The organism is Lachnoclostridium phocaeense (assembly GCF_959599685.1).
Lineage (GTDB): Bacteria > Bacillota > Clostridia > Lachnospirales > Lachnospiraceae > Claveliimonas > Claveliimonas monacensis.
Map to the genome: position 1 here is coordinate 18,450 of NZ_CAUGIN010000014.1, position 25,388 is coordinate 43,837.

The 25,388-nt window shown below is 53.3% G+C and carries 21 protein-coding genes; all 21 read left to right on the forward strand.

Features of this window, described 5'->3' with window-relative positions; translation table 11 throughout:
- Positions 1-85 precede the first annotated feature (85 nt).
- Positions 86-889: a MerR family transcriptional regulator gene (locus Q5911_RS07965; RefSeq protein WP_303182260.1), complete on the forward strand. Its 804-nt coding sequence runs from the start codon at positions 86-88 to the stop codon at positions 887-889.
- 224 nt (positions 890-1,113) lie between these two features.
- On the forward strand, positions 1,114-2,814 hold the full coding sequence (locus tag Q5911_RS07970; protein WP_303182262.1) for an SWIM zinc finger family protein: 1,701 nt from the start codon (positions 1,114-1,116) through the stop codon (positions 2,812-2,814).
- A gap of 9 nt (positions 2,815-2,823) precedes the next feature.
- Entirely contained in the window at positions 2,824-3,870 is a 1,047-nt protein-coding gene (locus Q5911_RS07975) for an RQC-minor-1 family DNA-binding protein (protein ID WP_303182264.1), read from the forward strand.
- Positions 3,871-3,941: 71 nt separating this feature from the next.
- Entirely contained in the window at positions 3,942-6,626 is a 2,685-nt protein-coding gene (locus Q5911_RS07980) for a DEAD/DEAH box helicase (RefSeq protein ID WP_303182266.1), read from the forward strand.
- Positions 6,610-8,760, forward strand: coding sequence for an ATP-dependent helicase (locus Q5911_RS07985; protein WP_303182268.1), 2,151 nt, complete (start codon positions 6,610-6,612; stop codon positions 8,758-8,760). Before Q5911_RS07980 ends, Q5911_RS07985 begins: the two co-directional genes overlap by 17 nt.
- 31 nt (positions 8,761-8,791) lie before the next feature.
- Positions 8,792-9,514, forward strand: coding sequence for an AlkZ-related protein (locus Q5911_RS07990; protein WP_303182270.1), 723 nt, complete (start codon positions 8,792-8,794; stop codon positions 9,512-9,514).
- A 119-nt stretch (positions 9,515-9,633) separates the two neighbouring features.
- Positions 9,634-10,545 carry a Cof-type HAD-IIB family hydrolase gene (locus Q5911_RS07995; RefSeq protein ID WP_303182272.1) on the forward strand — a complete coding sequence of 304 codons (912 nt, stop codon included), beginning with the start codon at positions 9,634-9,636 and terminating at the stop codon, positions 10,543-10,545.
- Positions 10,542-11,285: a peroxide stress protein YaaA gene (yaaA, locus tag Q5911_RS08000; RefSeq protein ID WP_076779258.1), complete on the forward strand. Its 744-nt coding sequence runs from the start codon at positions 10,542-10,544 to the stop codon at positions 11,283-11,285. The genes Q5911_RS07995 and yaaA overlap by 4 nt, the downstream gene beginning before the upstream one ends.
- Positions 11,286-11,290: 5 nt before the next feature.
- Complete coding sequence (locus tag Q5911_RS08005) at positions 11,291-11,656, forward strand: MGMT family protein (RefSeq protein ID WP_303182274.1); 366 nt, start codon at positions 11,291-11,293, stop codon at positions 11,654-11,656.
- Between the two features lie 290 nt (positions 11,657-11,946).
- Positions 11,947-15,054, forward strand: a complete 3,108-nt coding sequence (locus Q5911_RS08010; RefSeq protein ID WP_303182276.1) for a SpaA isopeptide-forming pilin-related protein — start codon at positions 11,947-11,949, stop codon at positions 15,052-15,054.
- A gap of 4 nt (positions 15,055-15,058) precedes the next feature.
- Entirely contained in the window at positions 15,059-15,223 is a 165-nt protein-coding gene (locus Q5911_RS08015; RefSeq protein WP_226394903.1) for a hypothetical protein, read from the forward strand.
- 5 nt (positions 15,224-15,228) lie between these two features.
- Complete coding sequence (locus Q5911_RS08020; protein WP_281725861.1) at positions 15,229-15,768, forward strand: prolyl-tRNA synthetase associated domain-containing protein; 540 nt, start codon at positions 15,229-15,231, stop codon at positions 15,766-15,768.
- 86 nt (positions 15,769-15,854) lie between these two features.
- Positions 15,855-16,040, forward strand: a complete 186-nt coding sequence (locus Q5911_RS08025; protein WP_076779250.1) for a hypothetical protein — start codon at positions 15,855-15,857, stop codon at positions 16,038-16,040.
- Between the two features lie 61 nt (positions 16,041-16,101).
- Positions 16,102-16,719: a sugar O-acetyltransferase gene (locus Q5911_RS08030; protein ID WP_331592145.1), complete on the forward strand. Its 618-nt coding sequence runs from the start codon at positions 16,102-16,104 to the stop codon at positions 16,717-16,719.
- Positions 16,720-16,903: 184 nt separating this feature from the next.
- Positions 16,904-17,902, forward strand: a complete 999-nt coding sequence (locus Q5911_RS08035) for an SPFH domain-containing protein (RefSeq protein WP_442913482.1) — start codon at positions 16,904-16,906, stop codon at positions 17,900-17,902.
- A gap of 28 nt (positions 17,903-17,930) precedes the next feature.
- The gene (locus Q5911_RS08040) at positions 17,931-18,122 is read left to right on the forward strand and encodes a hypothetical protein (RefSeq protein WP_076779246.1); all 192 of its coding nucleotides are present in this window, start codon (positions 17,931-17,933) and stop codon (positions 18,120-18,122) included.
- 120 nt (positions 18,123-18,242) lie between these two features.
- Entirely contained in the window at positions 18,243-18,938 is a 696-nt protein-coding gene (locus Q5911_RS08045; RefSeq protein ID WP_303182283.1) for a response regulator transcription factor, read from the forward strand.
- Positions 18,925-19,980 carry a sensor histidine kinase gene (locus Q5911_RS08050; RefSeq protein ID WP_303182285.1) on the forward strand — a complete coding sequence of 352 codons (1,056 nt, stop codon included), beginning with the start codon at positions 18,925-18,927 and terminating at the stop codon, positions 19,978-19,980. The genes Q5911_RS08045 and Q5911_RS08050 overlap by 14 nt, the downstream gene beginning before the upstream one ends.
- Before the next feature lie 132 nt (positions 19,981-20,112).
- A complete protein-coding gene (locus Q5911_RS08055) occupies positions 20,113-21,063 on the forward strand; it encodes a D-alanyl-D-alanine carboxypeptidase family protein (protein ID WP_303182286.1) in 951 nt (316 codons plus the stop codon).
- Positions 21,064-21,290: 227 nt separating this feature from the next.
- Positions 21,291-21,959, forward strand: coding sequence for an Rpn family recombination-promoting nuclease/putative transposase (locus Q5911_RS08060; RefSeq protein WP_303182288.1), 669 nt, complete (start codon positions 21,291-21,293; stop codon positions 21,957-21,959).
- A gap of 215 nt (positions 21,960-22,174) precedes the next feature.
- The gene (locus tag Q5911_RS08065) at positions 22,175-25,375 is read left to right on the forward strand and encodes a UvrD-helicase domain-containing protein (RefSeq protein WP_303182345.1); all 3,201 of its coding nucleotides are present in this window, start codon (positions 22,175-22,177) and stop codon (positions 25,373-25,375) included.
- The last annotated feature ends 13 nt before the right edge of the window (positions 25,376-25,388 follow it).

Here is a 25,388-nt window from a genome sequence, read left to right on the forward strand (position 1 = left end):
AAAAAAGGGGTTGACCCTCCACCTGGGGCAGGGGATACACTGTCATCAGATCCGGATCAATGCCAGCAGAAAGGGGAAGAGGAACATGCTTCAGATCGGTGAATTTTCAAGAATATGCCAGGTGAGCGTCAAGACGCTGCACCACTATGACAGGATCGGTCTTCTGACGCCTGCAAAGGTGGACGCGCTGACGGGGTACCGCTACTATGAAGCGGAGCAGATCGATGCCATGAACTATATCCAGCGCCTGAAACGCTACGGCTTTTCGCTGGATGAAATCCAAAAGCTCCTCACCCTTTCGGATGATAGAGAAATGCTGGTCAGGCTGCGGCAGCAGAAAGAGAGACTCAAGCAGGAGCAGCAGGAGAGAGCCATCATCCTGAACGAGCTCCAGACGCATATTTCTGTATTTGAAAGGACAGGTGACATGATGACATACCAGAAAGGCTACAGGATCGAAGTGAAAGACTCGCCGGCCATGAATGTGCTGACAAACCGGGCCATGATGAGTGTGGATGAATTCGGGAAGTACTACAGCCCCCTCTTTGAGCGGGTGCCAAAGGAGCGGGTCACCCCCACCGGAATAAACGGATCCAGGTACTACGATAAGGAGTTTGACCGGGAATCTTCGGACATTGAGCTCTTTATCGGAATAAAAGAGAAGGACAAGGCGGATGAGGTGATGGAGCCCCGCCTGTGCGCCATGACGCTCCACAGGGGCAGCTACTCCACCCTCTCGGAGGCCTACGGGGCGGTGGTCTCCTGGATCATGGAGAACGGCTATGAGATGGCGGGGGAGCCCTTTGAGCTCTATCTCAGGACCCAGTTTGACACCCTTTCCCCGGAGGAGTGGGAGACGGAGGTGTATTTTCCGGTGAGGAAGAAATAAAATTTTATTCAGAATAAGCGGATAGAGGACGTGGAAGTTCGTTTTATTGGACTCGCTTTTTGTTAAAATGGAAATAACAAAAAGCGGGTCTTTTTGTGTGATAAAGAGGAGACGAGATTGAAATCGTTGATAAGGATGTGTTAGTATTAAAAAAACTTTGGCGATGATATATGATCAATGCAGTAGCATAAAAATTTAATATAGCTCAAGAACGGAGAACACCAATGAAAAACTGGCAGGAATATTTTCTTCCCCGCATCCTGGAGCGGGGCTGGAACTATTATAAGGACGGTGCGGTACAGTCTCTCACCACAACGCCTACAGGCTATAGGGCCACTGTGTCGGGAACAGAGGACTATGAGGTGGAGATTGAGCTGGATGGGGATGAGATTGCAGAAATGTACTGTGACTGCCCTTATGCGGACGACGGCAATTACTGCAAGCATATGGCGGCAGTGCTCTACGCGGTGGGGGAGGGCGATGTGGAGAACCTAAATTCCGGGAACCGTGACGGGAGAGACCGGGCTGATAAAGCAAAGAAAAGCAAAAATAAAAAAGAGGATCAGATACAGGAAATCGTAGCGTCTATTCCTGAGGAGGAGCTGCGGGGTATTGTCATATCCCTGGCGCGTCAGGATACATCTTTTTGCAATACTCTCCTGACAAAATACGGACCCAGGGATCCGATGATGCTTGTGCGTCTGGAAAAAGAGGTGGATGAGATCGGATGGCGACACTCTGACCAGAGCGGCTTTGTGGACTATGAGGAAGCCTATGATTATGCATGTGAATTACAGGATGTCCTATACGAGCACGTGCCTGAGCTGATCGGGAGAAATTGTCTGAAGGAGGCATTTGAACTGACCAATCATGTCTTCCACGAAATTGGGACCAGGGATATGGACGATTCTGATGGTGGGACGATGGAGGTGGCAGGCGCGTGCTATGAGATGTGGCGCCGGATACTGGATGCGTCAGATGAGAGGGAAGAGGAAGAAATGATCCGGTGGTTTCAGGAGCATCGGAAATGGTATGTCCTGGACTACCTGCAGGATGTCATGGAAGAGTTCATGATAAGCGAGTTTGGAAATGAGGAGCTGCTCCACGAACAGCTGCGGGATCTGGATGGACAGATCAGGGAGCTGGAGCAGAGCGTGGACAAGGACTGGTATGCCGGATATCAGTGTGAGGAGGCGGTCCTGCGCCGGATCAGCATTATGGAGCGTCTGGGATATTCCAGGCAGGACATACGGACGTACAGAGACCAGTACCGACAATTCTCCGGGATACGCATGCAGGAAGTCAGAGAGTACCAGCAGGATAGAGACTATGATAAGGCTGCGGAGGTGCTGAGAGAGAGCAAAGAGCTGGATAAGGACAAGTGCGGCCTGGTGTCGGATTACAGTCAGAAGCTGATCGACATCTATGAAAGGATGGGAGATCAGGTTTCTTACAGGAAGGAACTTCTCTGGAATGTGTTTCACTGCGGACAGAGCGACCTGGAACGTCTTATGAGACTAAAAAAAATATGTACTGAACAGGAATGGAACGGATACCGGGAGAAATATCTGGAGCAGTCGGGAAGAGAGCCTGTGAAGTTTATGCTGCTGGAGCATGAGAAATTGTACGGGCGGCTTCTGGCGGAAATAGAGAGGGAAGGATGGATCAGCCGGCTTGACCAGTATGAAAAAGTGCTGAAGGAGCATTTCCCGGAGCGAGTAAGGGATATGTATATCCGCTATGTGCAGAGTCAGGCGGAGAGGACATCCTACAGGAAAATGTATAAGGAGCTTGTGGTATATTTAAAGAAGATAAAGAGATATCCTGACGGAGAGGACATTGCCCGGAAGATTGCAGACGAATGGAAACAAAAGTACCGGCGCAGATCCGCCATGATGGACGAGCTTGGACGGGCTGGATTTTAGGAGGTCTTTATGGGAAGAAGACGGCAGAGAGTCGGGGTATCCTTGGACTCGGGAGATGTTGTAAAATTGAGGGACGAGGAGATACGGGCCATTCTGCGGGCGGCGGATGAGCTGATCGGTGTGGGAGGACGAAGCATGCTGGTGAAAATACTGAAGGGCTCCAAAGATAAGAAAATCCTGGAGCATCACCTGGATGAGTGTCCTGTATACGGATATTACCGCAGCCTGACGATGGAAGAAATATCCAGAAGAGTGGACTGGACTCTGGAGGAGGACTATCTGCGGATTGAGTACAGCGGAAGGCTTCCCATGCTTGTTTTTTCCGAAAAAGGATGGGGGATTGAGGAGAAGACGTTTGCGGAAGAGATTTACGCAGAATTTTGCCGTGCCCTGAGCGAGGGGGAACAGTCTGTCATCACCAGGATGAAGGATATTAACCGGCAGGTGGTGTTTGATGTGCTGGAAATGATCCGAAACAGCGGGAAAAGAGAGTTTATCCCTCTGCTGGAAGCTTGGAAGAAGGTTGAAGTGCGCAAGGTCCGGGAGAGGATAGAGAGTGTTCAGAAATCGCTGGGCAGCCCTGCATATGAGCCGACCGTTTCGTTTGTGAAGGCGGGGAAGACCAGCGCCAGGGAAATTTCGGAACTGGTGCAGAAGACAGTGCGGACAGTTTACCCCAAATATTATCCGCAGGCAGTGGCAGATTTTTTCGCTATGTTTCACAGCAAGGACAGGATTTCGCAGGATATACTGGAGGGGAAGGTGTGGGTGCTGCGATTGGACGGGCGCATCATCGGAACCGGGAGCCTGGAGGAGGAGCACGTTACAAGAGTGTATGTGCTGCCTGAGTTCCAGGGAAAGGGATACGGCGCCTGGATCATGGGGGAACTGGAAAAGGAAATCCGCAAGCACCATGACAGGGCAGTGCTGGATGCCTCTCTCCCGGCCTGCTGCTTTTACGAGAAGCTCGGGTATAGGACGGTCTCCCACCAGAGCATGTCTGTTTTCGACGGGGCGGTGCTTGTATACGAGATTATGGAAAAAAGGCTGCATTGAGGATTGTATCCGGCGACACAATATGTTATGATACTTGAACAAACACATGTTCGAAAAAGGAAGTGGCTACAGTGCGAGAACAGACAAGCGAAGACCTGACAATCTATACAAAGACAGTTCCGGCGCGGGCGGGGGAGTATGCGGATTTCCCCGGAGACCTCCTTCCGGAAATCGGTTCCTATCTGGAAAAGCAGGGCATTTCCCGTCTCTATATCCACCAGGCAGAGATGTTCGAGAAGGCGGCCAGCGGAGAGAATGTGGTGATCACGACATCCACGGCCAGCGGTAAGACTCTGAGCTTTTTGTTGCCTGTGCTGCAGGCGATCCTTAAGGACCCTCTGACGAGGGTTATTTTTGTCTATCCCACAAAGGCTCTGGCAAGCGACCAGTACCGGGCACTGCGCCCGGTACTGGAGTATTTCGGGGAGGGACGGATCTCGGCGGGAGTGTATGATGGGGATACCATGCCTGCAGAGAGGAGCAGGATACGCAAGAATGCGAACATTATCCTCACTAACCCGGAGATGCTCAATGGAGCTTTTCTGCCCAACCACAGTAAATACGGATTTGATTTTATTTTTGCCAATCTGAAATATGTGGTGATCGATGAACTTCACAGCTATCGGGGAGCCTTTGGAGCTCACCTTGCCAATATTTTCCGCAGGATGAAACGAGTCTGCGGATACTATGGGTCCCAGCCCCAGTTTCTGTGCAGCTCCGCCACCATTGCAAACCCGGTGGAGCTGGCACGAAAGATCTGCGGCGTGTCCTTTGCTCTGGTCAGCAGAGACGGAGCGCCGGCTCCGGAGAAGGAGTACCGGATCCTTCAGCCTCCTTGCATTAAGGGCCGCAATGATAAGGAGTATGGCAGGCAGTCAGCGTCCTCTGTGGCAGCAGAATTGATCCCTATTCTTGCGGAGGAGGAGCATCATTTTATTGCCTTTGGGAAAAGCAGGAGAAATGTGGAAGTTATTTTAAAGGAGGCCAGGGACAGACTGGATGAGGCCGGATTTCTGGCCGGGGCGGACAGCTCCCGGATCGCCGGATACAGAGGGGGATATACCCCACAGGAGAGAAGGCAGATCGAGGGGAAGATGACCAATGGGGAACTGCTTGGTCTTGTGTCTACCAATGCGCTGGAGCTGGGAATTGATATCGGAAAGCTGGACTCCACAGTGATCGTGGGATACCCGGGGACACGTGCTTCCTTCTGGCAGCAGACCGGGCGGGCCGGAAGAAACGGAGAGAAGTGTGTGAATTATCTGATCCTGGAAAACCAGCCTTTTGATCAGTACATTGCCGTTGACCCGGACTGGCTTTTTGCCGGAGGCAGCGAGAATGCGATCGTAGACCCGGATAATCTGCTGATCCAGCTGTCGCATATCCGGGCAGCTGCGGCAGAGCTGCCCCTCTCTCTGGACGATGCAGCCCTTTTTCCGGATCTGGGTGAGGTGATACCTGTGCTCCTGAATGCAGAGGAGGTCCGCGCCCTGTCAGGCCGGTTTGCCTGGTCAGGATCTGCTTTTCCGGCAGGGGATTACAGTCTGAGGAACATGGATAAGACCCGGTTTAAACTGCTTCTTTGCGAGGAGGGAAGCGGGACCATGCGTGAGATCACCGAGATGGATGAGTCCCAGGCCTACCACGAGCTCCATCCGGGGGCGGTCTACATGCACGACGGGGAGCTCTACGAGGTGCTGAAGCTGGATCTTGTAAGCCGGACAGCGGAGGCAGTGCCCTTTGAGGGCAATTATTACACTGTGCCTGGGGGAACCCAGGAGACAAGGATCCTGCAGGTGTTCCAGGAGGAGGACTTTGAGAGGAGCCATATTTGTTTTGGGGACATCAATGTAAATGAAGTGGTCTCCATGTACAAAAAGCTCCAGTTTCACAACCACCAGAATCTGGGTTATACTTCTCTGACAGTCCCCTTGCAGAAAGACTACGACACAGAGAGTACCTGGATCACGATCCCGGAGAATGTGGTGTGGACCTACCGCAGCCTTTTAGCGCCTGCAAGGAACGGAGAGCTGACACTGAACAATCATTTTGAGGGAATGGCCTGGGCTATAAAGAATGCGGCTATGATGGTGACCATGACAGAGCGGGATGACATTGATGTGATCGTATCCAACAATGCCCTCATTCCAAATGGCAGGACAGGAGAGGAAGTCTGTCTCTATATTTACGACAAATATGAGGGAGGGCTTGGGTACTCGGAGAAGATCTATGACCTGGTGCCCCAGATCGTGGACGCCGCTGTTCGGATGGTGGGAGGATGTGCCTGTGAGGATGGATGTCCTGCCTGCGTGGGGGATTACAGTCTGGACAAGAAAATGGTCCTGTGGGGGTTGGAAAATTTAAGAGAGCAGACTGCGCCGCCGGATTTTCATGGCAAAAAGGCCGGGGTGGAAGCGCCTGCTTTAGAGAAAGCATTCTCCTTTTTCAATCTGGCGGATCAGTGGCCAGCCTTCTGCGACACAGTAGTGAGAAGCAAAGAGAGGGGCGGCGCGTTCCTGGGTATGATCCAAAAAGTGGAGATAGAAGGACACTGCCTGATCCTGACGCTGGGAAGCCGCTTTTACGGGACGTGGATGGATGATCCGAACAACCGGCGGTGGTTAGAAAGCACTCTGCGCCGCTACGTATCCTGCCCGGCAGATATGAGGGTGGAATTCCGCGTGGAGGAAGACGGGGAGCGAGTGGAAAAGACAAAGGGAAAGCTGAGGCGCAGATACGATGACCGACTTTCGTGAGAAACAAAAAGAGAGGTTCTGTAAGATCCGTACACACCAGTTAAACGCGTACCAGAGGGAGACAGTGCTGGATGCGAGCCCTGCCTGTGTGGTCAATGCCAATGTAGGCAGCGGAAAGACGACAGTACTTATTGAGAAGATCCTTTATCTGCATTTTGAAAAAAAGGTTCCCCTGGAGAATATGGTGGTACTTACGTTCACAAACAAGGCGGCAGGCGAGATCATTCAGAGACTTTTGGAGCGGGAACCCTCAGTCACAGAGGAAGAGACAGCCCGTTTCGGGACATTTCACAGCGTGGCGCTTTTTCTCCTGAAAAATTGCCTTCCTCTGGAGAGGGAAGGATGGACAGGAGATTTTTCTGTCATGGACCCGGATGAAGAGACGGAGCTGGCCCTGGGTCTTGCAGCACAGAGAGGACTGAAGATCAAGTACAAAAACAGGCTGAAAAAGCGGCTGGAGCAGGAGCGTACCTCCTGGCAGCAGGGGAAGACATCGAGATACGGAGACGATCTGTTTCAGCTTTTTCCCCTGTTTGAACAGGAGAAAAAGCGGCAGAACAAGATGACTTTTTCGGATCTGATCCAGGTCAGCACGGCTCTTCTGCGCAGAGAAGACAACTGCCCGGAGTGGATCATTGTGGATGAAGTGCAGGACAGTGACGTCCTGCAGCTGGACTTTCTGGAGGCGCTTGGAACGGACAGAGAGGGAGAGCGCCGGTCGCGGCTCTTTGCGGTGGGGGATCCGAACCAGGTGATCTACAGCTGGCGGGGCACGACGGAGAATATGTTCTTCCTGCTCAAACACAGATTTCAGGCAAAAGAACTCTCCCTTCCGGTGAACTACCGTTCTAATGCGTCCATCCTGGAGGCGGCCAACCGTTTTCTGCAGTTCGGAGGAAAGATCGAGGGTGCGCGAAGGACACAGGAAAGGATTGCTGTGCGCAACCACTACGATCCTTTCCAGGAGGCGGAGTATCTGGCTGATCGGATAGAAAAGCTCCACGCAGATGGCCTGGACTACAGGGAGATAGCCGTCTTTTACCGTCTCCAGAGACAGGCCGAAGTTCTTGAGAAGGTCTTTCAAAGAGCGGGTATTCCCTGCAGTCTGTCGCTGAAAAGGACCCTGGGAGATGTGCCGGTGCTTGACTATCTGGTAAAGATCCTTAAGTTTTCCGTCAATCCCGCTGACAGCCAGACAGGGATACAGGTGCTGGCGGACCGGAGGTATGGAAGAAAGATCAGTCTGAAAAAAGCGGCTGCCATTGTGGAGGGGCGGGAGAAAGAAGTTTCCCCTCTTCTGGACCGGATGACCGGGTTTGCCGGGGCGGTGGAAGAATTGCAGGGACAGGTCTGCCCCCAGTGGCTGTTTGACTACTTTGACCTCAGGGAACAGCTGCACCCAACTTCCGCCGATTGCGAAAGGGATGCGGAGGAAGTGATGAGACTTCTGGAGCATATCTGCCGGTTCTGCCAGGGAAGGGATGGGACCTTTATGGAGAATCTGCGCCGTTTCCTGGACAGCTCTATGCTCTATGGCCTGGAATTTCTAAAGGGAGACGAAAAAGAAGGGGATGGCGTCCGGCTGATGACCCTCCATGCCTCCAAGGGACTGGAGTTTGACACGGTGTTTTTGATCGGTATGAATCAGGGACTGATCCCCCTGCGGTGCCAGAACTTTGAGCAAGAGGAAGAGGAGAGACGGCTTTTCTTTGTGGGGATCACAAGAGCCAGGAATCACCTGGAACTGTCCTACTACACGAACCCGGGAGAACCTGGAGTTCTGGAGGGATACAGTCCCTATCTGCGGATGATCCCGGAGCATCTTCTGGACTGGAGAGAACTGCGCAGTCAGGAGGAGAAGAGAGCCAGCCTACAGGAACTAAGAAGAGAGGTGGCGGCCGGGATGAGAAGAAGACAGCAAGAGCAGAAGCCCTGCAAAGAGGAACACTGCCCGGAGAAGTCCTACGGGGAAGAAACTGATCCGGAGGTAAGGAAGATAAGGAGAGCCCGCCATCGGAAATACGGAGAAGGGGTCATTGTGGGCGGGGACGAGATGATGATCGAGGTGGAGTTTGTAAGCTACGGGCGAAAGCAGTTCCTCAGGGCCTTGGGGGAAGTGGAAGAAATAGATTGAAAACGAGATCGCTGCAGAGGAGATGATGACCATGGCGGTGGAAAATGGAGAGTGGATTCTTCACGGAATGGACTGGGACAGCCGGGAGCGCATCCGGTCCTGGAGAGAATTGACAGACTATGTAGAGCAGGTTGGATTTTTGCCTCTTTTTAAAAATGAGGTGGACGGATTTTCGGTGGAGGAGAAGACCTCGCCTCTTTTCTGGTGGACAGGAGATCCAAAGCAGGATCCCTGGGAGTGGAGAGCTATGATCGCCAGAAGTGAGAAAGTGGCCTACGGGAAATTTTTCAACAAAAAGGCGGGATTTATCTCCCTGAAATGGTTCCCGTATTTCGCTAATTACAGGCGGGACGGCTATGACTTTGATGCCAGGTGGGAGGACGGCCTGGCCGGATATCGAAGTAAGAAGATCATGGATCTATTTGATGAGGGGGAGACGTATGCATCCTATGAACTGAAAAAGGATGCCGGATTTGGAAAAGGAGGGGAGAAGAACTTCAGCGGCATAGTGACGGAGCTGCAGATGCAGACCTATCTGGTGACCAGAGACTTTCGACAGAAGAGGAACCGCAAAGGTCAGACTTACGGGATGGCTGCGTCTGTCTATGTAAGACCGGAGACACTGTGGGGATATGAGATGGTATCTGCGGCCTATAGGGAAGCGCCGGAGAAGTCAGGGCAGAGGATCATGGACCGGGTCAGAGAGCTGTACCCGGATGCAGATGAGAAGAAGATACGGAAGGTGTGCAGATGATGCGGGCGTTGCAGGAAGATCTGTGATTTTGTTGCATACATCGGGCAGAAAAGGTATGATAAATTTATCTGAGCAGCAAAGCACGGACATCAGCAGACAGAACAGGAGGAGACCAGAACATGAAGATCACAAGCATTGCCCTGGATCTGGACGGCACTACGCTGAACAGCCAAGGTGTACTGAGTGAAAGGACAAGGCGGGCTCTTGTGCGGGCGGCCCAAAGCGGCATCTGTGTGATCCCTGCCAGTGGGCGTTCTTTTGACTCCCTGCCCGGGGAGATCCTGCGAATCCCCGAAGTCCGCTATGTTATCACTTCCAACGGAACAGCAGTGGTGGATGTACATACAGGAACGTATCTGCGTAAATTTGTGCTGACAGAAGAGTCGGTGGAGAAGATCCTCCTTCTCATGGAGGATGAGCAGGTGGCCTATGAGGCGTTCATAGACGGGAAAGCCTACGCCCAAAGCGCCTATGTGGAAGATCCGGTGCGGTTCGGAGCTATGCCGGCGGCTATTGATTATATACGCAGGACACGGGAGCCGGTGGAGGACATGGAGACGTTTATCCGGACTGGCGGAGCGGCGGGAAAGTTGGATTGTCTGGATGTGGTAGTGAAGGGCGAGGAGAAAAAACGCAGACTGTGGCAGCTTCTGGAGAAGGAGGTGCCGGATATCTATGTGACTTCCTCTGTGCCGCAGCTTCTGGAGATTTCCTACAAAGATGCAGGCAAGGATTCAGCCCTTCGGTTTCTGCTGGAATACCTTGGGCTGGAGCAGACGGAGTCCGCGGCTTTCGGCGATGGGGACAACGACAGGGGCATGCTTGCCTTTGCGGGGATAGGGATTGCAGTTGCCAACGGATCACAGGGATGCCTGCAGGCGGCGGACCATGTCACCCGATCCAATGATGAAGACGGCGTGGCGGAGGGGATTGAATGGCTGCTGTCCCTGCAGCCAGAGAACTGTCCGTCGGATCAGATGGCAGGTCAGACAGAAGACTGTACAGAACAGGACAGGAGGAAGCGGATATGAAGATCATTATTTCACCGGCCAAGAAGATGAAAAGTGAGCCAGACCTGTATCCTTGCCGGGAACTTCCGGTTTTTCTTGCGGAGGCCAGGCAGCTGGCGGACTGGATACAGAAATTGACATATCAGGAGGCCAAGGAGCTTTGGAAGTGCAGTGACGCCATTGCGAAGGAGAACTTCCGAAGGTTCCAGGATATGGATCTGGAGAGAGGACTGACACCGGCCATCCTCTCCTACGAGGGCATCCAGTACCAGTATATGGCACCGGCAGTGTTTGAGGAGAGGGAGATCTCTTACATTCAGGAGCATCTTCGTATCCTCTCGGGATTTTACGGAGTGGTGCGCCCACTGGATGGTGTCACGCCCTACCGTTTGGAAATGCAGGCAAAGGCGACGGTTGCCGGAACCAGGGATTTGTATGAATTCTGGGGAGATAGGATTTACCGGGCAGTGGCAGAGGGGGACGGGACCATTCTCAATCTGGCATCCAAAGAGTACTCCAGATGTGTAGAAAAATATCGGGTTCCGGGCGACAGGTTTGTGACCTGCGTCTTTGGGGAACTGACAGACGGGAAGGTGCGGCAGAAGGGCACGCTGGCCAAGATGGCCAGAGGAGAAATGGTCCGCTATCTGGCGCAGACAGGCGCCGCGGATCCGGAGGACGCAAAAGGATTTGACCATCTGGGATACCGATTCAGGGAGGAATTGTCCGGACCGGAAGAATATGTATTTATAAAGGAGTAGAAAAGGTGGATTTTTATCAGAGAGCTGGCATTGTGTGCAGGGCCATTCCCCGGGGGACAGTGGCCTCCTACGGACAGATCGCCCTGCTGTGCGGGAAGCCGAAAAATGCAAGGCAGGTAGGGTATGCGCTCAACAAGGGAAGGCTGGGAGAAGAGATCCCTGCCCACAGAGTGGTCAACAGCAGGGGGCTTTTGAGCGGAGCGGCGGCCTTTGACACATTTGACATGCAGAAAAATCTTCTGGCCGGAGAGGGCGTGGAAGTTTTGTGGACACGAGAGGGATGGCAGGTGGACAGGAAACGGTACGGGTGGAAACACACCATGCAGGATGCAGAAAAGTTCCGCGCACTGTTTGAAGAGCTGGGGATTTAGTGCCGGGGCGGCCGGATGCTCTTCTTATAGCTGTGCCGCCAGATACAGCTGTAAAAATATAGATAAATTTATTTTTTTCTTGCATTTTCTGAAATGCTATGTTAACTTTGTACGTATAGAAAAGCAGTTCTGCTATTCTTGTTTTATCATTTATTCTATTTTTTAATCAGGCGTTTCGCCGGACAATTACCAGAAACAAACTCAGATTCAGCCGAGACGGGAGGTGGTCTGCAAAAAGCACTTTGACTTCTGATGACAGGGATTTTATAGAAAAACGGAGGTAAACATAATTGAAGAAAGTTTTACGTGTAAAATGGTGTGTGCTTTTTTTGTCAGTAATCATTTTGTGTAGTGCTGTGCTCCATCTCCGGGCGGCAGAGGAGAGTGAGGGGGAGAATGGGCCAAAGGAAGACGAGATCATCTGGACACTGGGGCGCGACAGTGAGAGGGAAGAGACAGACAGGTGTGCAGTGACAGAGGGTGGGATCACGCCAAGGTCGGCAGTGGGCTCCCTGTGCACCATCTCGCACGGTGCCAGCCACAGCTATGGGGGATGGTTCACAAGAGAATTTTATGTGGCAGCCGAGACGGGAGAGTACACAGGCTACTGTGTGCAGCCTATGAGTCCGCCGCCTTCCGGAATCTACCAGGTGTCAAAACTGGACAACGATGTAATCAAGGCTCTCCTTATGATGGCGCCGGGGTATCCCTGGTTTGATTCCTATGGGAAGATCATCTACAACGAGGCGGACAACAATACCTACGCTTATGCCCATGCGGCGCTGAGCTATGCCTACGAGGGGAGCCTTACCGGGCTTAGCGTCAGTATGCAGGATGGCGTGAAGAATATGGTTCACTATGCCACAGCTGCTGTCCAGGGATCCTGGGCGCCGGAGGTCCATGACAATCTGGGCAGCTATGAGGTATATATTGCCTACAATGACCAGCAGGATATCGTCTGGCTGGAAGAGCGGCCGAAAGGGAATGTACAGCTGCGGAAAATATCTGCCCAGACAGACGTGACAGATGGAAATACCTGCTACAGCCTGGAGGAAGCTGTCTACGGAGTATACACAGACGCCGGGTGCACAGCCCAGGTGGGAGAGCTGGTAACGGATGCTTCCGGCACAAGCGGCCTTCTGGCCGTCGATGCAGGAAGTTACTATGTGAAGGAGAAGACGGCGCCCAGAGGCTATGCGCTGGATGAGACTGTGTACAAAGTGGAAGTGGCGGTCGGACAGACGGCCCAGGTAAACGCAGAGGACATTCCTCAGAAAAATCTGCTGGAAGTCCTGCTGAAAAAGTACGACAGGGAGGTGGAATTTCAGGAAGAAGGAAACGCTCCCCAGGGAGCTGCCTCTCTGGAGGGAGCTGAATTTACCTTCCGCTTTTATCCCGGAGACTATGACAGTCTGGAGGAGCTGGAGGGCGTGGATCCTGCAAGGACCTGGGTGCTGCGAAGCAATGAGAAGGGGGAGGTACGCATGGGTGAGGCATTCCTGGTGGGAGGAGACCCGGTGTGGAGGGATGAAAAGGGCACATGTTTCCTTCCCCTCGGCACGGTGACGATCCAGGAGACGAAGGCGCCCCAGGGGTACAACATAAGTGGAGAGACGCTGCTGCGGCGGATCACACCGGAGGGAACCGGGGAACAGGTGCAGACCTACCAGACGCCGGATTTTGCGGAGGACGTGATCCGGGGAGACCTGGAGATCATCAAAGTCTACCAGAACGAAGAGGAAAAGGAAGATGTACTGGAGGGGATCGAAGGCGTGGAATTTACTCTTACATCCAGAACTACGGGGAAGGAAGTGCTCCGGATCGTGACAGACCGTGAGGGGAAAGCAACGACCAGGGACAGGGACTGGCCCAGGGGGAGGCTGGTCTATGATACGTACCTTGTGACAGAGACAAAGACGCCGGAAGGGTACAACCCTGTGGAGCCTTTTGAGGTCACGATAGCGGAAGAACAAGTGACAGTCAGCGGCATATACCGGCAGGATACCCTGATCACCAGCCCCATCCAGGTGTTGAAGGTGGACGTCTCCACAGGGAAAGTGATCCCGGTGGCAGGGGCGCAGTTCCAGCTGCTGGACGCAGACAAACATGTGGTGACCATGACTGCCCGCTATCCAGAGTATCAGGTATATGATACATTTGTCACAGATGAGGAAGGGCGTTTTACTTTCCCGGAAAAGCTGAAGTACGGGAGCTACTATCTGCGGGAAGTAAAAGCGCCGGAGGGTTACCTGCTCAGTGAGGAAGAGCTGGCTTTTTCCGTGGAGGAGGAAAAGGACTGGGGCAGTCCTTTGGTAATCCGGTTCGCAGACGAGAATGCCATGGGAAGGATCTGTGTTGCGAAGTTTGAGACAGGGCAAAAAGAGCATCTGGCGGGCGCAGAATTTGAGATACGTGCAGCGGAGGATATTGTGACACCGGATGGGACTGTCCGGCTGAAAAAGGGAGAGCTGGCCGGGACTTTGACGACAGAGAGGGGAGAGACGGTATCTGGGGAGCTGTTTCTTGGAAAGTATACGATCAAAGAGACCAGGCAGATCCCGGGATTTGCCCTGGCGGAAGAAACGTACCAGGTGGAACTGAAATACAAAGACCAGACCACACCTGTTGTGGAGGAGCATCTGACTGTCTATAATGAACCAACTTCTCTTGTAATACGCAAATGTGAGAAAGGCACAGAAGGGGAGACTGTGCTGGCAGGTGTCAAGTTTAAAGTGTGGCTGAAACAGGAGCATACGGAGGAGGGCCAGGAGACGGATGGGGAAGAAGAAGCTTCCCCAGATCCGGACTATACGCTGGAAGAGATATACGAGACAGACAAGGACGGTAAAATTGAGATTCCTTATCTTCTGCCGGACAGTACATACTGTATACAGGAGGTGGCGACCCTTTCGGGTTATCTCCCGGAAGATACAGTCCATGAGATCTATGTGGACGCCCAGGGGCGGATAGAGGGAGAAGCTGTCTGTGTATGGAGATGTGAAAACGATTATACCAAGCTGCGGATCTCAAAGCTGGATGGAGGCAGCCGTCAGTATCTGCCGGGGGCTGAACTGAAACTGGAGCGAAAGCTGGACAGCGGAGAGCGGGAGCTGGTGGAGAGCTGGACTTCCGGGGAGGAGGAAAAGCAGTTTGACAGGCTGCCTCCAGGAGAGTATGTGCTGACAGAGGAGCAGGCGCCGGAGGGATATACGAAAGCAAAGCCTGTGGACTTCACCCTGCAGGAGACCGGGGAAGAACAGAAGGTGGAGATGTTGGATGAGCCTTTGGTGGAGGCGCCGAGGACAGGAGACATTTCTTATATCCCCGGCCTTGCGGCAGCGGCAGCTGGCTCCCTTGTCCTGATGACATGGGTGCTGCGGAGCAGAAGAAGGAAGTGACGGAATGGATTATTGTGTGATCTGCGGAAGCATCGTCCCGGAGGGGACGCATGTGTGTATAAACTGTATACAGGCGGTGCTGGGCAAGGAGCAGGAACCGGGCGTTGTCATGGAAGAAAAAAGTGGATATAATGGGGAAAAGAACAGAAAAAATAAGACAGAGGAGTGAAAGTGATGCAGATTTATGAAGGCCGCCCGGCTGCAGCCGGAAACAGGATGGAAAAAGAGATGAGGGTATATGAACTTCTGGACGAACTGGGGATTTCCTACGTCCGGGCAGACCACGAGGCGGTTATGACGATCGAGGCATGCAGGGAAGTGGATGAGGCACTGCAGATAGAGATCTGCAAAAATCTGTTTCTGTGCAACCGCCAGAAGACAGCTTACTATCTTCTGGTCATGCCGGGCGGGAAAAATCTGCAGACAAAGGAGCTGTCGCCGCAGATCCCATCCTCACGCCTGTCCTTTGCGTCGGGGGAGGATATGGAGAAATATCTGAATGTGACGCCCGGATCCGCTACGATCATGGGTCTGATCTTTGACCCGGAAAATAAAGTCCAGCTTTTGATCGACGAAGAGGTACTGGAGGAAGAATATTTTGCCTGCCACCCCTGTATTAATACATCCAGCATCAAACTGCGGACAGAGGATGTGCTGGGAAAATTTCTGCAGGCCGTGCATCATGATTACATAAAAGTAAGGCTGAGCAGGTAGAAGTGGGCTGTGGGAAAGTGGTATATATGTTCCCCTTTTGGTATAAACTGTAAAAAAGAGAACGGATCAGAAAGGGGACAGGCAGGATGGAGGATGTATATCGCCAGGCTGCAGAGCCGGAAGAGAGACTGGAAAAATGTGTGCTGTGCGGGCGCACTGTCCCGGTGTGGAGAGAAAGCCATATCTCGGAGAGAAGATACTATGTAGAAGGTGCAGGACAGCTCTGTGCCAGATGTTTTTACGACGTATACCAGAATGAACTTGCTTTTTGACCGGTAAAGATGTAATGTTTAGCGTGATGGATATACGTGACAGATAAGGAGGAAATTTTCGATGGATGGGAAGATGACGCAGAGGGAGCGAATGCTGGCCGGACTTTTGTACAATGCGGCGGACCAGGATCTCCATAAGGCCCGTATCCGGGCCAAGCATCTGACATATCTTTACAATACTTGTGATCCGGCGGATATGGAGAGGCGGGCCTCCATCATGAAGGAACTGATCGGTGAGCAGGCGGAGCACACATGGATCGAAGCGCCGTTTTATTGTGACTACGGATGCAATATCGTGTTCGGCGACAACTTTTATTCCAATGTACACCTTACCATACTGGACTGCGCAAAGGTGATCTTTGGTCATGACGTGATGATCGGCCCCAACGTGGATATCTACACGGCAGGGCATCCGGTCCATCCGGAGACGCGCTGCACGGAGTGGGAGTACGCCAGGGAAGTGAGGATCGGTGACCGGGTGTGGATCGGCGGACGAAGTGTGATCAACCCGGGAGTGACCATCGGCAATGACTGTGTGATTGCTTCTGGGAGCGTGGTGACAAAAGATGTACCGGACGGCGTGATCGTTGGAGGAAATCCGGCGAAAGTGATCCGAAAGATCACGGAGGAGGATAAAAAGTACTATTTTAAAAAGCTCCCCTACGACAGAGGTGTGTAGGGAAAAATATAGACAGACAGACGCGGGCAGGAGAGGGAAGATCTCCTGCCCGTACTTTTTCACATTATCACGGACATACAGGAGAATATCGCAGGCGTGCTATTGACAGTTTCCCCTGGAAATGATATTATGATGATATCAAAATGATATTAAAATAAAGCAATTGATTTTGGAGAAGGGGGAAATGATTATGAGTAAAGAAAAGGTCAGGCAGGAAAGAATACTGAATCCGGTCAGCGGCTATCTGATGCTGCTTCTTGGCATTGTGGGAATGATCGCCGGGATCGCTATTATGATCGCGGGATTTATCGCAGGAAGTCGGGGCGGAAGCGGTGCGCTTGCTGTCATCAGCGTGATCCTTGGGATTATTGTCCTTACAGCAGCTATCATCCTTCTGTGCGGGCTGAAGGTTCTTAACCCAAACGAGGCCTATGTGTTCACCGTGTTTGGAAACTATTACGGCACATTGAAAAAAGAAGGCTTTTTCTGGGTCAATCCTTTCTGCTCTGCCATCAACCCGACAGTAAAGTCAGCGCCTGTCGTGGCGGCATCGGGCAATGGAAAGTCCGTATCTGTATCTGTGGGGAATAAGGAAAAGAAAGTTTCCATGCGGACAATGACGCTGGATAATAAAAAGCAGAAAGTCAATGACCTGCTTGGAAATCCCGTGGAGATCGGAGCGGTAGTCATCTGGAAGGTGGTCAATCCCACAAAGGCAGTCATCAATGTGGAGAACTACAAAAATTATCTGTCCATCCAGTGCGACTCCATCATCCGGAACACGGCCAGGCAGTACCCCTATGATATGAGTGAGGGGGCAGATGAGAAGTCTCTGCGTGGCAGCAGCCAGGAGATTGCGGACATTATGAGCAAGGAGTTGCAGGAGAAGACAGAAGATGCGGGGATTCAGATACTGGATGTGCGTATCACCCACCTTGCCTATGCGCCGGAGATCGCGTCAGCTATGCTCCAGAGACAGCAGGCGGCGGCCATCATCGATGCCAGGCAGAAGATCGTGGAGGGAGCAGTAGGCATGGTGGAGATGGCCCTCTCCAGGCTGAATGAGAAGGACATCGTGGAGCTGGACGAGGAGAGAAAGGCAGCCATGGTGAGCAATCTGCTGGTGGTACTCTGCGGAAACAAGGACGCCCAGCCCATTGTGAACAGCGGAAGTTTATATTAAAATGACAGAACGATAAGAAAGGAGGGGGATGCTTTTGGAAAAAGAAAATAAAGCGGCTGATAAGTCCAAGGTAAAAAAGCAGGTGCCCCTCCGGCTGTCAAAAAAGCTGTACGATGAGATCGCCCAGTGGGCGGAGGACGATTTCCGATCCATGAACGGCCAGATTGAGTATCTCCTGACAGAATGCGTGAAGCACAGGAAGGGGAAGAAGGATTTATAAAATCTTAAGATTTTGCAAGGAAAACATTAAAGTCTTCCTGCTATCATGAAGGTACCATTTCCCACAGGAGGTGGTACCTTTCCTATTTTATTTATAGGAGGGCAGGAAGGAGAGAAACAGATGAGCAAGAGAATTTTAGTGGCAGACGATGAACCGGATATCGCGGATCTCGTCTGCCTTTATCTTCAGAATGAGAATTACGAGACAAGGGCATGCTATTCCGGGCAGGAGGCGCTGGAGGAGGTCCGCCGGGAAAAGCCGGATCTTGCCATCCTGGACATCATGATGCCGGGAGTGAGCGGGCTCACTGTCTGCCGGGAGATACGGAAAAAAGATACGTACCCGGTTATTTTCCTCACCGCAAAGGGGGAGGAGATCGACAAGATCAATGGCCTGGCACTGGGGGCGGACGACTACATCACAAAGCCCTTCCGGCCCCTGGAGATGGTGGCACGGGTAAAGGCCCAGCTGCGGCGCTGCAAGAAATACAACTGTACCGGCCAGGAGGAGGACCTGCTGGTCCGGGGAGGTCTCAACCTGAATGTGCGGACCCATCAGTGTACCCTTGGCGGAAAGGACCTGAAGCTGACGCCGACTGAATTCTCCGTGCTGGAGATCCTGTGCCGGAAGAAGGGCAGCGTGGTCAGCTCTGAGGAGCTGTTCCACGCCATCTGGAAGGACGAGTATTACAGCAGGAAGAACAATACCATCACTGTACACATCCGGCATCTGCGGGAGAAGATGGGTGACTCCATTGACCATCCAAGGCATATCAAGACAGTCTGGGGGTGCGGTTATAAAATTGAAGAGCAGTAAAAAGTACTGGAAAGCGGCGGCAGGGGTTCTTGTGTCCCTGCTTGTGCTCTATTTTCTGTTTGATTTTGTGGACTATGTCTGCAATGGCGTGTTTGTGGAGTGGTTTACAAGAAATTTTGTCACCTCTGTGCCGGCCTGGTACGATCCCCAGACAGGGACGACAGTCATGCGTGAGGAGATCTTCTGGCCTTCCCTGAAAAATTTCATCTTCTGGGGTATGGCCGTGGTGGCTGCGGCCGTCATTATCCTTGTCTTTGTTTTTACAGAGAGAAATACAGCGAAGATACGGCGGGAGGCCCAGGAGAGCATGGACAGCATGAAGGAAGAGCAGAAGAGGCAGGCCCAGGTCATTGAGGACGAGATGAGGAGGAAGGATGACCTGATCGCCTATCTTGCCCACGACCTGAAGACGCCTCTCACCTCGGTCATCGGATATCTGAGTCTCCTTGATGAGGCGCCGGATATGCCGGGAGAGCAGCGGGGAAAATACCTGCACACAGCCCTCTCCAAGGCAGAGCGGCTGGAGGGGCTGATCAACGAATTTTTTGACATCACCCGGTACAATCTTCAAAAAATGCCACTGGAAAAGCGGCGGGTCAACCTGTGTGCCCTCCTTGTGCAGGTGACAGAGGAGCTCTACCCTGTTCTTGAAAAGCACGGAAACAGAGTGGAAAATGAGGTGGATGAGGAGGAGTACATTTACGCCGACCCGGAGAAGATGGCCCGGGTCTTCAACAATCTGCTGAAGAACGGGGCGGCCTACAGCGACCGGGATACCCCCATTAAGATATGGACCCGGAGAAAAGGGGAGGAGATTGCCATTATTTTTGAAAATACGGGGGTCACCATACCCGGGGAAAAGCTGGAGATGATCTTTGATAAATTCTTCCGTCTGGACGAGGCCCGCGGAGAAGAGTCGGGTGGGTCCGGGCTGGGGCTTGCCATTGCAAAGGAGATCGTCAGCCAGCACGGCGGCAGCATCGCCGCCCACAGCCAGGAGAGGACCACCAGGTTTGAGGTGCGTCTGCCCGCCTGGTGTTAGGCGCGGCTGCGGAAAAATCCTTTCAGATGCTCACAAAGTCTTAATCTTTTCTTAGTGATCAAACAACTCCATATTAAAGTTCCGCTCTCCCTTCTCTGGTAGATTAAGAGCCAGAAGAAGGGAGAGAATGCTATGGACAGAAGAAAGAAGAAGCTGCAGAGACGCAGGAGGAACCGGCTTGCCGTTGTCTTGCTGGCGCTGATGCTGTTTTTTATATGGCTTGGTGCGAAAAATTATATGAATATGGAGGGGCTGGGATTTCCCAGCTCCGGGGACGAAGGGCGGCTGTCCGCCTGCCTGGAGGACCTGCACAGTACATCGGCAGCTCTGGTGGATGCCGGGACCGGGGAGAAGCTGGGGGCATCCGGCGGGAGCAGGCGTATCTATCCGGCCTCCATGACAAAGATCATGACTGCTGTGGTGGCGCTGGAGCATATCTCCGGCCTGGATGAGACCATCACCATGCCGGGAGATTTCTACGGACAGCTCTATGAGGAGAATGCGTCCATGGCCGGGTTTGAGCCGGGGGAGGAGGTATCCTACCGGGAGCTCCTCTACGGCGCGCTCCTTCCCTCCGGGGCAGAGTGCTGCATGGCCTTTGCGGAGAAGATCGCAGGCAGCGAGAGCGCTTTTGCGGAGATGATGAATGAAAAAGCGCAGGAGCTGGGGATGAGGGACACCCATTTTACCAACTGTACCGGGCTCCACGACAGACGGCACTACTCTACGGCGGAGGACATGGCCCGGCTTGTGGTGTATGCCCTGCAAAATGACGTCTTTCGACAGGCCTTTACCAGCAGGTCCTGCACTATGGCGTCCACTGCCTTTCATCCCGGGGGATTTACCGTGACAAGCACCCTCTTTGCCAGACTTTCAGACCCGTCTGTCCCGGGAGGTGAGATCCTGGGAGGAAAGACCGGCTACACGGAGGAGGCGGGCCTTTGTCTGGCAAGTCTGGCAGTGGTGAACGGAAAGGAGTATGTCCTTGTGACGGCCGGGGCTCCGGGGGATCACCAGAGTGAGCCTTACCATGTGCTGGATGCAGTGAAAGTATATGGAAGGATCGGGGAAAACCCGGAATAAATTTTGGCTTTTTTGTTGCAGTTCTGATTGAATTATGTTATTCTAAATGTGTCGAGGCGGCGTATCTGCCGCCCCATCTATCTATTCGGACCCTGATTTCCAGGCATGCCCCGATATTGTACAACTGAACAGAGCAGGAAACGTGGGCCGTGCCTTTGAGACCTGGGCCGGATATGCAAAAAGATAAGCCCCCTTTCCTGCAGCAACTTACAGGAAAGGAGAAGACTGTGGCAAAAAAAGATGACAATTTTATCATGCTTCCCACTGTGGATGTGTGTTTTAAGGGATTGATGTACAATCCCAAAGTGCGGAAAGGCTTTATCGCCGCTCTTCTGAAGGCTGACCCGGCGTCTGTCCGGGAGACGATCCTGCTTCCCACGGCGCTGCGGCAGGAATACCCGGATGAAAAACTGGGGATCCTGGATGTCCGCACCATGATGGAAGACGGGGCCCAGATCAACATGGAAATGCAGGTGGAATCGTTTAAACACTGGGATGCCAGGTCGCTGTTCTACCTGAGTAAGATGTACACAGAACAGCTGAACAAGGGAGATTCTTACGAAAAGCTGAAGAAGTGTATCCATGTGAGTATCCTGGACTTTGTCCGGTTTGCTAAGGAACTGCAGAGCGACAATGAGGTCATCCGCTGGATGCGCTTCCTGGCAGGGAAGACCCGGAAGGAGTTCGAGGAAATGGCAGGGACAAGTGAATATATTGAAGAGGCATACAGAGAGCTGGAGAGGATGAGCGCAGACGAGAGGGCCCGGTTGGAGTATGAGGCCCGGCAGAAGGCCATAAGAGACCACGATGCGATCATGAAGAGCGCTTGGGAAAACGGTCTGGAGAGCGGTATGAAGCAAGGTCTGGAGCAAGGTCTGGAACAGGGCCGGCAATAAAAAGATGCTGGACAATGGCGCCAGCCCGGAAGAGATCATGGGGCTGACCGGAGCGACGCAGGAGGAAGTGGAGAAGGCACAGAATGAGGCACAGAATGAAGCAGCCCGGGAATTGTAATTTTCCGCTATCCATATTATAATAGACAAGATAAGCCCCGCCCGGACAACCGGCAGCGCGGAGCCGGGCAGGGGCGATGACGAAAGAGGGAATGATCATGTACATAGCGGACCTTCATATACACTCCCGATATTCCCGCGCCACCAGCAGGGACTGTACACCGGAACATCTGGATCTGTGGGCCCGGCGGAAGGGCATACACATTGTGGGAACCGGCGATTTTACCCACCCTGCCTGGCGGGAGGAACTGAGGGAAAAATTGAAGCCTGCTGAGGATGGGCTGTACGTGCTGAAAGATGAATACAGGATAGAGGATGAGACAGTGAGGGGCAGTATGACTCCTCGTTTTGTTGTTACAGGGGAAATAAGCTCCATCTACAAAAAAGGCGGAAGCGTGCGCAAAGTCCACAGCCTGATCCTCCTGCCCGGACTGGAGGAGGCAGAGGAGATCGCAGGCAGGCTGGAGGAGATCGGCAATATACACTCGGACGGGCGGCCGATCCTGGGCCTTCCCTGCCATGATCTGCTGGAGATCCTGCTTACTACCTGCCCGGAGAGTGTCTATGTGCCCGCCCATATCTGGACACCCCACTTTTCCCTTTTTGGAGCGTTCTCCGGCTTTGACACGGTGGAGGAGTGCTTTGAGGACCTGACACCCTATATCCATGCAGTAGAGACAGGGCTCTCTTCTGACCCGCCCATGAACTGGCGGGTGTCGGCTTTGGACAGGTATCACCTCATCTCCAACTCAGATGCCCACTCTCCGGCCAAGCTGGGCCGTGAGGCCAATCTTCTCGATATCGAGATGTCCTACCAGGGGCTGCGGCGTGCCATCCAGGAAGGCAAGGGACTCTATGGAACCATTGAATTTTTCCCGGAGGAGGGAAAATACCACATGGACGGCCACAGGAAATGCGGTCTTTGTCTGACGCCTTCTGAGACGGAAAAGTATGGCGGCCTCTGCCCGGTGTGCGGCAGGAAGATCACCATCGGCGTATCCCACCGGGTGGAAGAGCTGGCGGACAGACCGGAGAACTATGTGAAGCCGGGGGGAGCAGCTTTCGAGAGTCTGGTGCCGCTGCCGGAGGTGATCGGCGCTTCGCTGGGACATTCCGCTGCCAGCCGGAAAGTCCAGAGAGAGTATGAAGAGATGCTGGCGAAACTGGGACCGGAGTTTGAAATCCTGAGGACAATCCCCCAAGAGGAGATCCAGAGGGCTGCGGGGCATCGGATCGCGCAGGGGATCATGAGGCTAAGACAGGGAAAAGTAGAGAGAATACCGGGCTTTGACGGGGAGTACGGCACGGTCAGGCTCTTCACGGCAGAGGAGATCCAGAATACAGATGGGCAGATGGATTTTTTCAGCCTTATCGGTGTGGAGCCGGAAACGATGGGGAAGAGACAGCCGGAAGAGCCGGCGTCTGTCCAGCCAGGAGAAGCGGAAGAGCAGCATCAGAGTCAGGCAGAGATTCAGACGTCAGGGAGAGCTGCGTCCCTCAATCCGGGGCAGCAGGAGGCGGTGCAGAAGATCTGCCGCCATCTGGCAGTCATGGCCGGGCCGGGAACCGGGAAGACCCGGACGCTTGTATCCCGGATCCAGTATATGCTGGAGCACAGGAAAGTAAAGCCCTCTGAGATCACAGCGGTCACCTTTACCAATCAGGCTGCCGGGGAAATGCGGGAGCGCCTGAAAAAAGAGCTGGGAGCCAGGCGGATCAGCGGCCTGCAGATCGGCACCTTCCACAGTATCTGCCTGCATTTCCTGCGAAGAGAGGGAATGGATTTTTCGCTGGCAGGAGAGACCCAGTGTAAAAACATAGCCGGGGAGGCGGTGTCTGAGGCGGGGCTGCCCTTCGGCAGCGGTAAATTCCTGGATGTCCTGTCCCGGAAGCAGGCTGGCATGCCGGGATGGGAGAGAGAGCTGGGAGAGCCGGACGGAAGCGGGGAGAAGAGTAACAGAGAATGCTTCCGGCGGGCGGAGGAGCTGTACAGAAAGAAAAAGCGTGAGCAGAAGCTCCTTGATTTTGACGACCTGCTCCTGGAGACACTGCGCCTTCTGGAAAACGGCACTCCGGCTGGAAAGCAGTTCACCTGCCTGCTGATCGATGAATTTCAGGATATAGATCCTCTCCAGTATGATCTTGTGAAAGCATGGGACAGGCAGGCGAGAGAGCTCTTTGTCATCGGCGATCCAAACCAGTCCATCTACGGCTTCAGGGGAGCGGATGCAGGATGCTTTGAACGGCTGAAGGCAGATGTGGAAAAGCGCGGGGAAGAGTTCTGCACAGTGGAGCTGACAGAAAACTACCGCTCCACACCCCAGGTCCTTGAGGCGGCGCAAAAGATGCAGGGCTGCGTGCCTCTGCATCCCAACTGTCCGGATGGAGAGCCGGTGCGCCTGGTGAAAGCCGGAAGCGAGATGGGAGAGGCCATTTTTATTGCAAAAGAAATAGGGCGTATGGCCGGAGGCATCGGCATGCTGGAGGCCCAGGAGCTGTCCGGAAGCAGGGAGAGGAAGCACAGATCTTTTGAGGAAATTGCCGTCCTATCCCGGACACACCGGCAGGCGGAGCTGGTGGAGACCTGCCTGCGCAAAGAGGGGATCCCCTACATTGTGGCTGGAAGAGAGAGTTTTCTTGCGGATGAGAAGGTCCAGGGCAGCATCTGCTTTTTCCGGTACCTGGAGCATCCGGAAGACCAGTCTGCGGCCCGGACAGCGGCTGAGCTTCTCCTGAAGCTTTCGTGGAACCAGGTGACAGAGGAGATGGTGCGTACCATGGCAGAAAAATACCGCCCTCTTTATGCGAAGAAGAAGCCTGGGAAATTTCTGGAAATGTGGATGGAGGACCTGGATCTTCAGAAAGCAGAGGCCATGAAGAAGATGGCAGGCATGACCGTCTTCTATAAGACGATGCCGGAATTTCTTCTGGACCTTGAGCTGGGGGTGGAGAGCGACCTCAGAAGATGCGGCGGCAAACAGTATCATTCTGGCGCTGTCACGCTGATGACGCTCCACGGTTCCAAGGGTCTGGAGTTCCCGGCAGTGTTCATTTACGGGGCCAGAGAGGGGAACATCCCTCTGGAAAATGAAAAGCGCCCGGCGGACGAAGAGGAAGAGCGGAGACTTCTCTATGTGGGGATGACCCGGGCCAAGGAGGAACTGATCCTCACCTGCTCCGGGGAGGAGTCCAGGTTCCTTGCGCATCTTTCCGGGAACGCTCTTTTCCGGGAAAAAGAAAAACCGCGGAAAAAAGAGGAGAGTTGTCATCAGATGAGCCTCTTTGAACTGGGAGATTGAGAACGGGAGGATG

Bases quoted from the DNA above. Each gene is read 5' to 3' on its own strand.
- Q5911_RS07965 (WP_303182260.1), top strand. From the start codon at position 86: ATGCTTCAGATCGGTGAATTTTCAAGAATATGCCAGGTGAGCGTCAAG.
- Q5911_RS07970 (WP_303182262.1), top strand. From the start codon at position 1,114: ATGAAAAACTGGCAGGAATATTTTCTTCCCCGCATCCTGGAGCGGGGC.
- Q5911_RS07975 (WP_303182264.1), top strand. From the start codon at position 2,824: ATGGGAAGAAGACGGCAGAGAGTCGGGGTATCCTTGGACTCGGGAGAT.
- Q5911_RS07985 (WP_303182268.1), top strand. From the start codon at position 6,610: ATGACCGACTTTCGTGAGAAACAAAAAGAGAGGTTCTGTAAGATCCGT.
- Q5911_RS07990 (WP_303182270.1), top strand. From the start codon at position 8,792: ATGGCGGTGGAAAATGGAGAGTGGATTCTTCACGGAATGGACTGGGAC.
- Q5911_RS07995 (WP_303182272.1), top strand. From the start codon at position 9,634: ATGAAGATCACAAGCATTGCCCTGGATCTGGACGGCACTACGCTGAAC.
- yaaA (WP_076779258.1), top strand. From the start codon at position 10,542: ATGAAGATCATTATTTCACCGGCCAAGAAGATGAAAAGTGAGCCAGAC.
- Q5911_RS08015 (WP_226394903.1), top strand. From the start codon at position 15,059: ATGGATTATTGTGTGATCTGCGGAAGCATCGTCCCGGAGGGGACGCAT.
- Q5911_RS08020 (WP_281725861.1), top strand. From the start codon at position 15,229: ATGCAGATTTATGAAGGCCGCCCGGCTGCAGCCGGAAACAGGATGGAA.
- Q5911_RS08025 (WP_076779250.1), top strand. From the start codon at position 15,855: ATGGAGGATGTATATCGCCAGGCTGCAGAGCCGGAAGAGAGACTGGAA.
- Q5911_RS08030 (WP_331592145.1), top strand. From the start codon at position 16,102: ATGGATGGGAAGATGACGCAGAGGGAGCGAATGCTGGCCGGACTTTTG.
- Q5911_RS08035 (WP_442913482.1), top strand. From the start codon at position 16,904: ATGATTATGAGTAAAGAAAAGGTCAGGCAGGAAAGAATACTGAATCCG.
- Q5911_RS08040 (WP_076779246.1), top strand. From the start codon at position 17,931: ATGCTTTTGGAAAAAGAAAATAAAGCGGCTGATAAGTCCAAGGTAAAA.
- Q5911_RS08045 (WP_303182283.1), top strand. From the start codon at position 18,243: ATGAGCAAGAGAATTTTAGTGGCAGACGATGAACCGGATATCGCGGAT.
- Q5911_RS08055 (WP_303182286.1), top strand. From the start codon at position 20,113: ATGGACAGAAGAAAGAAGAAGCTGCAGAGACGCAGGAGGAACCGGCTT.
- Q5911_RS08065 (WP_303182345.1), top strand. From the start codon at position 22,175: ATGTACATAGCGGACCTTCATATACACTCCCGATATTCCCGCGCCACC.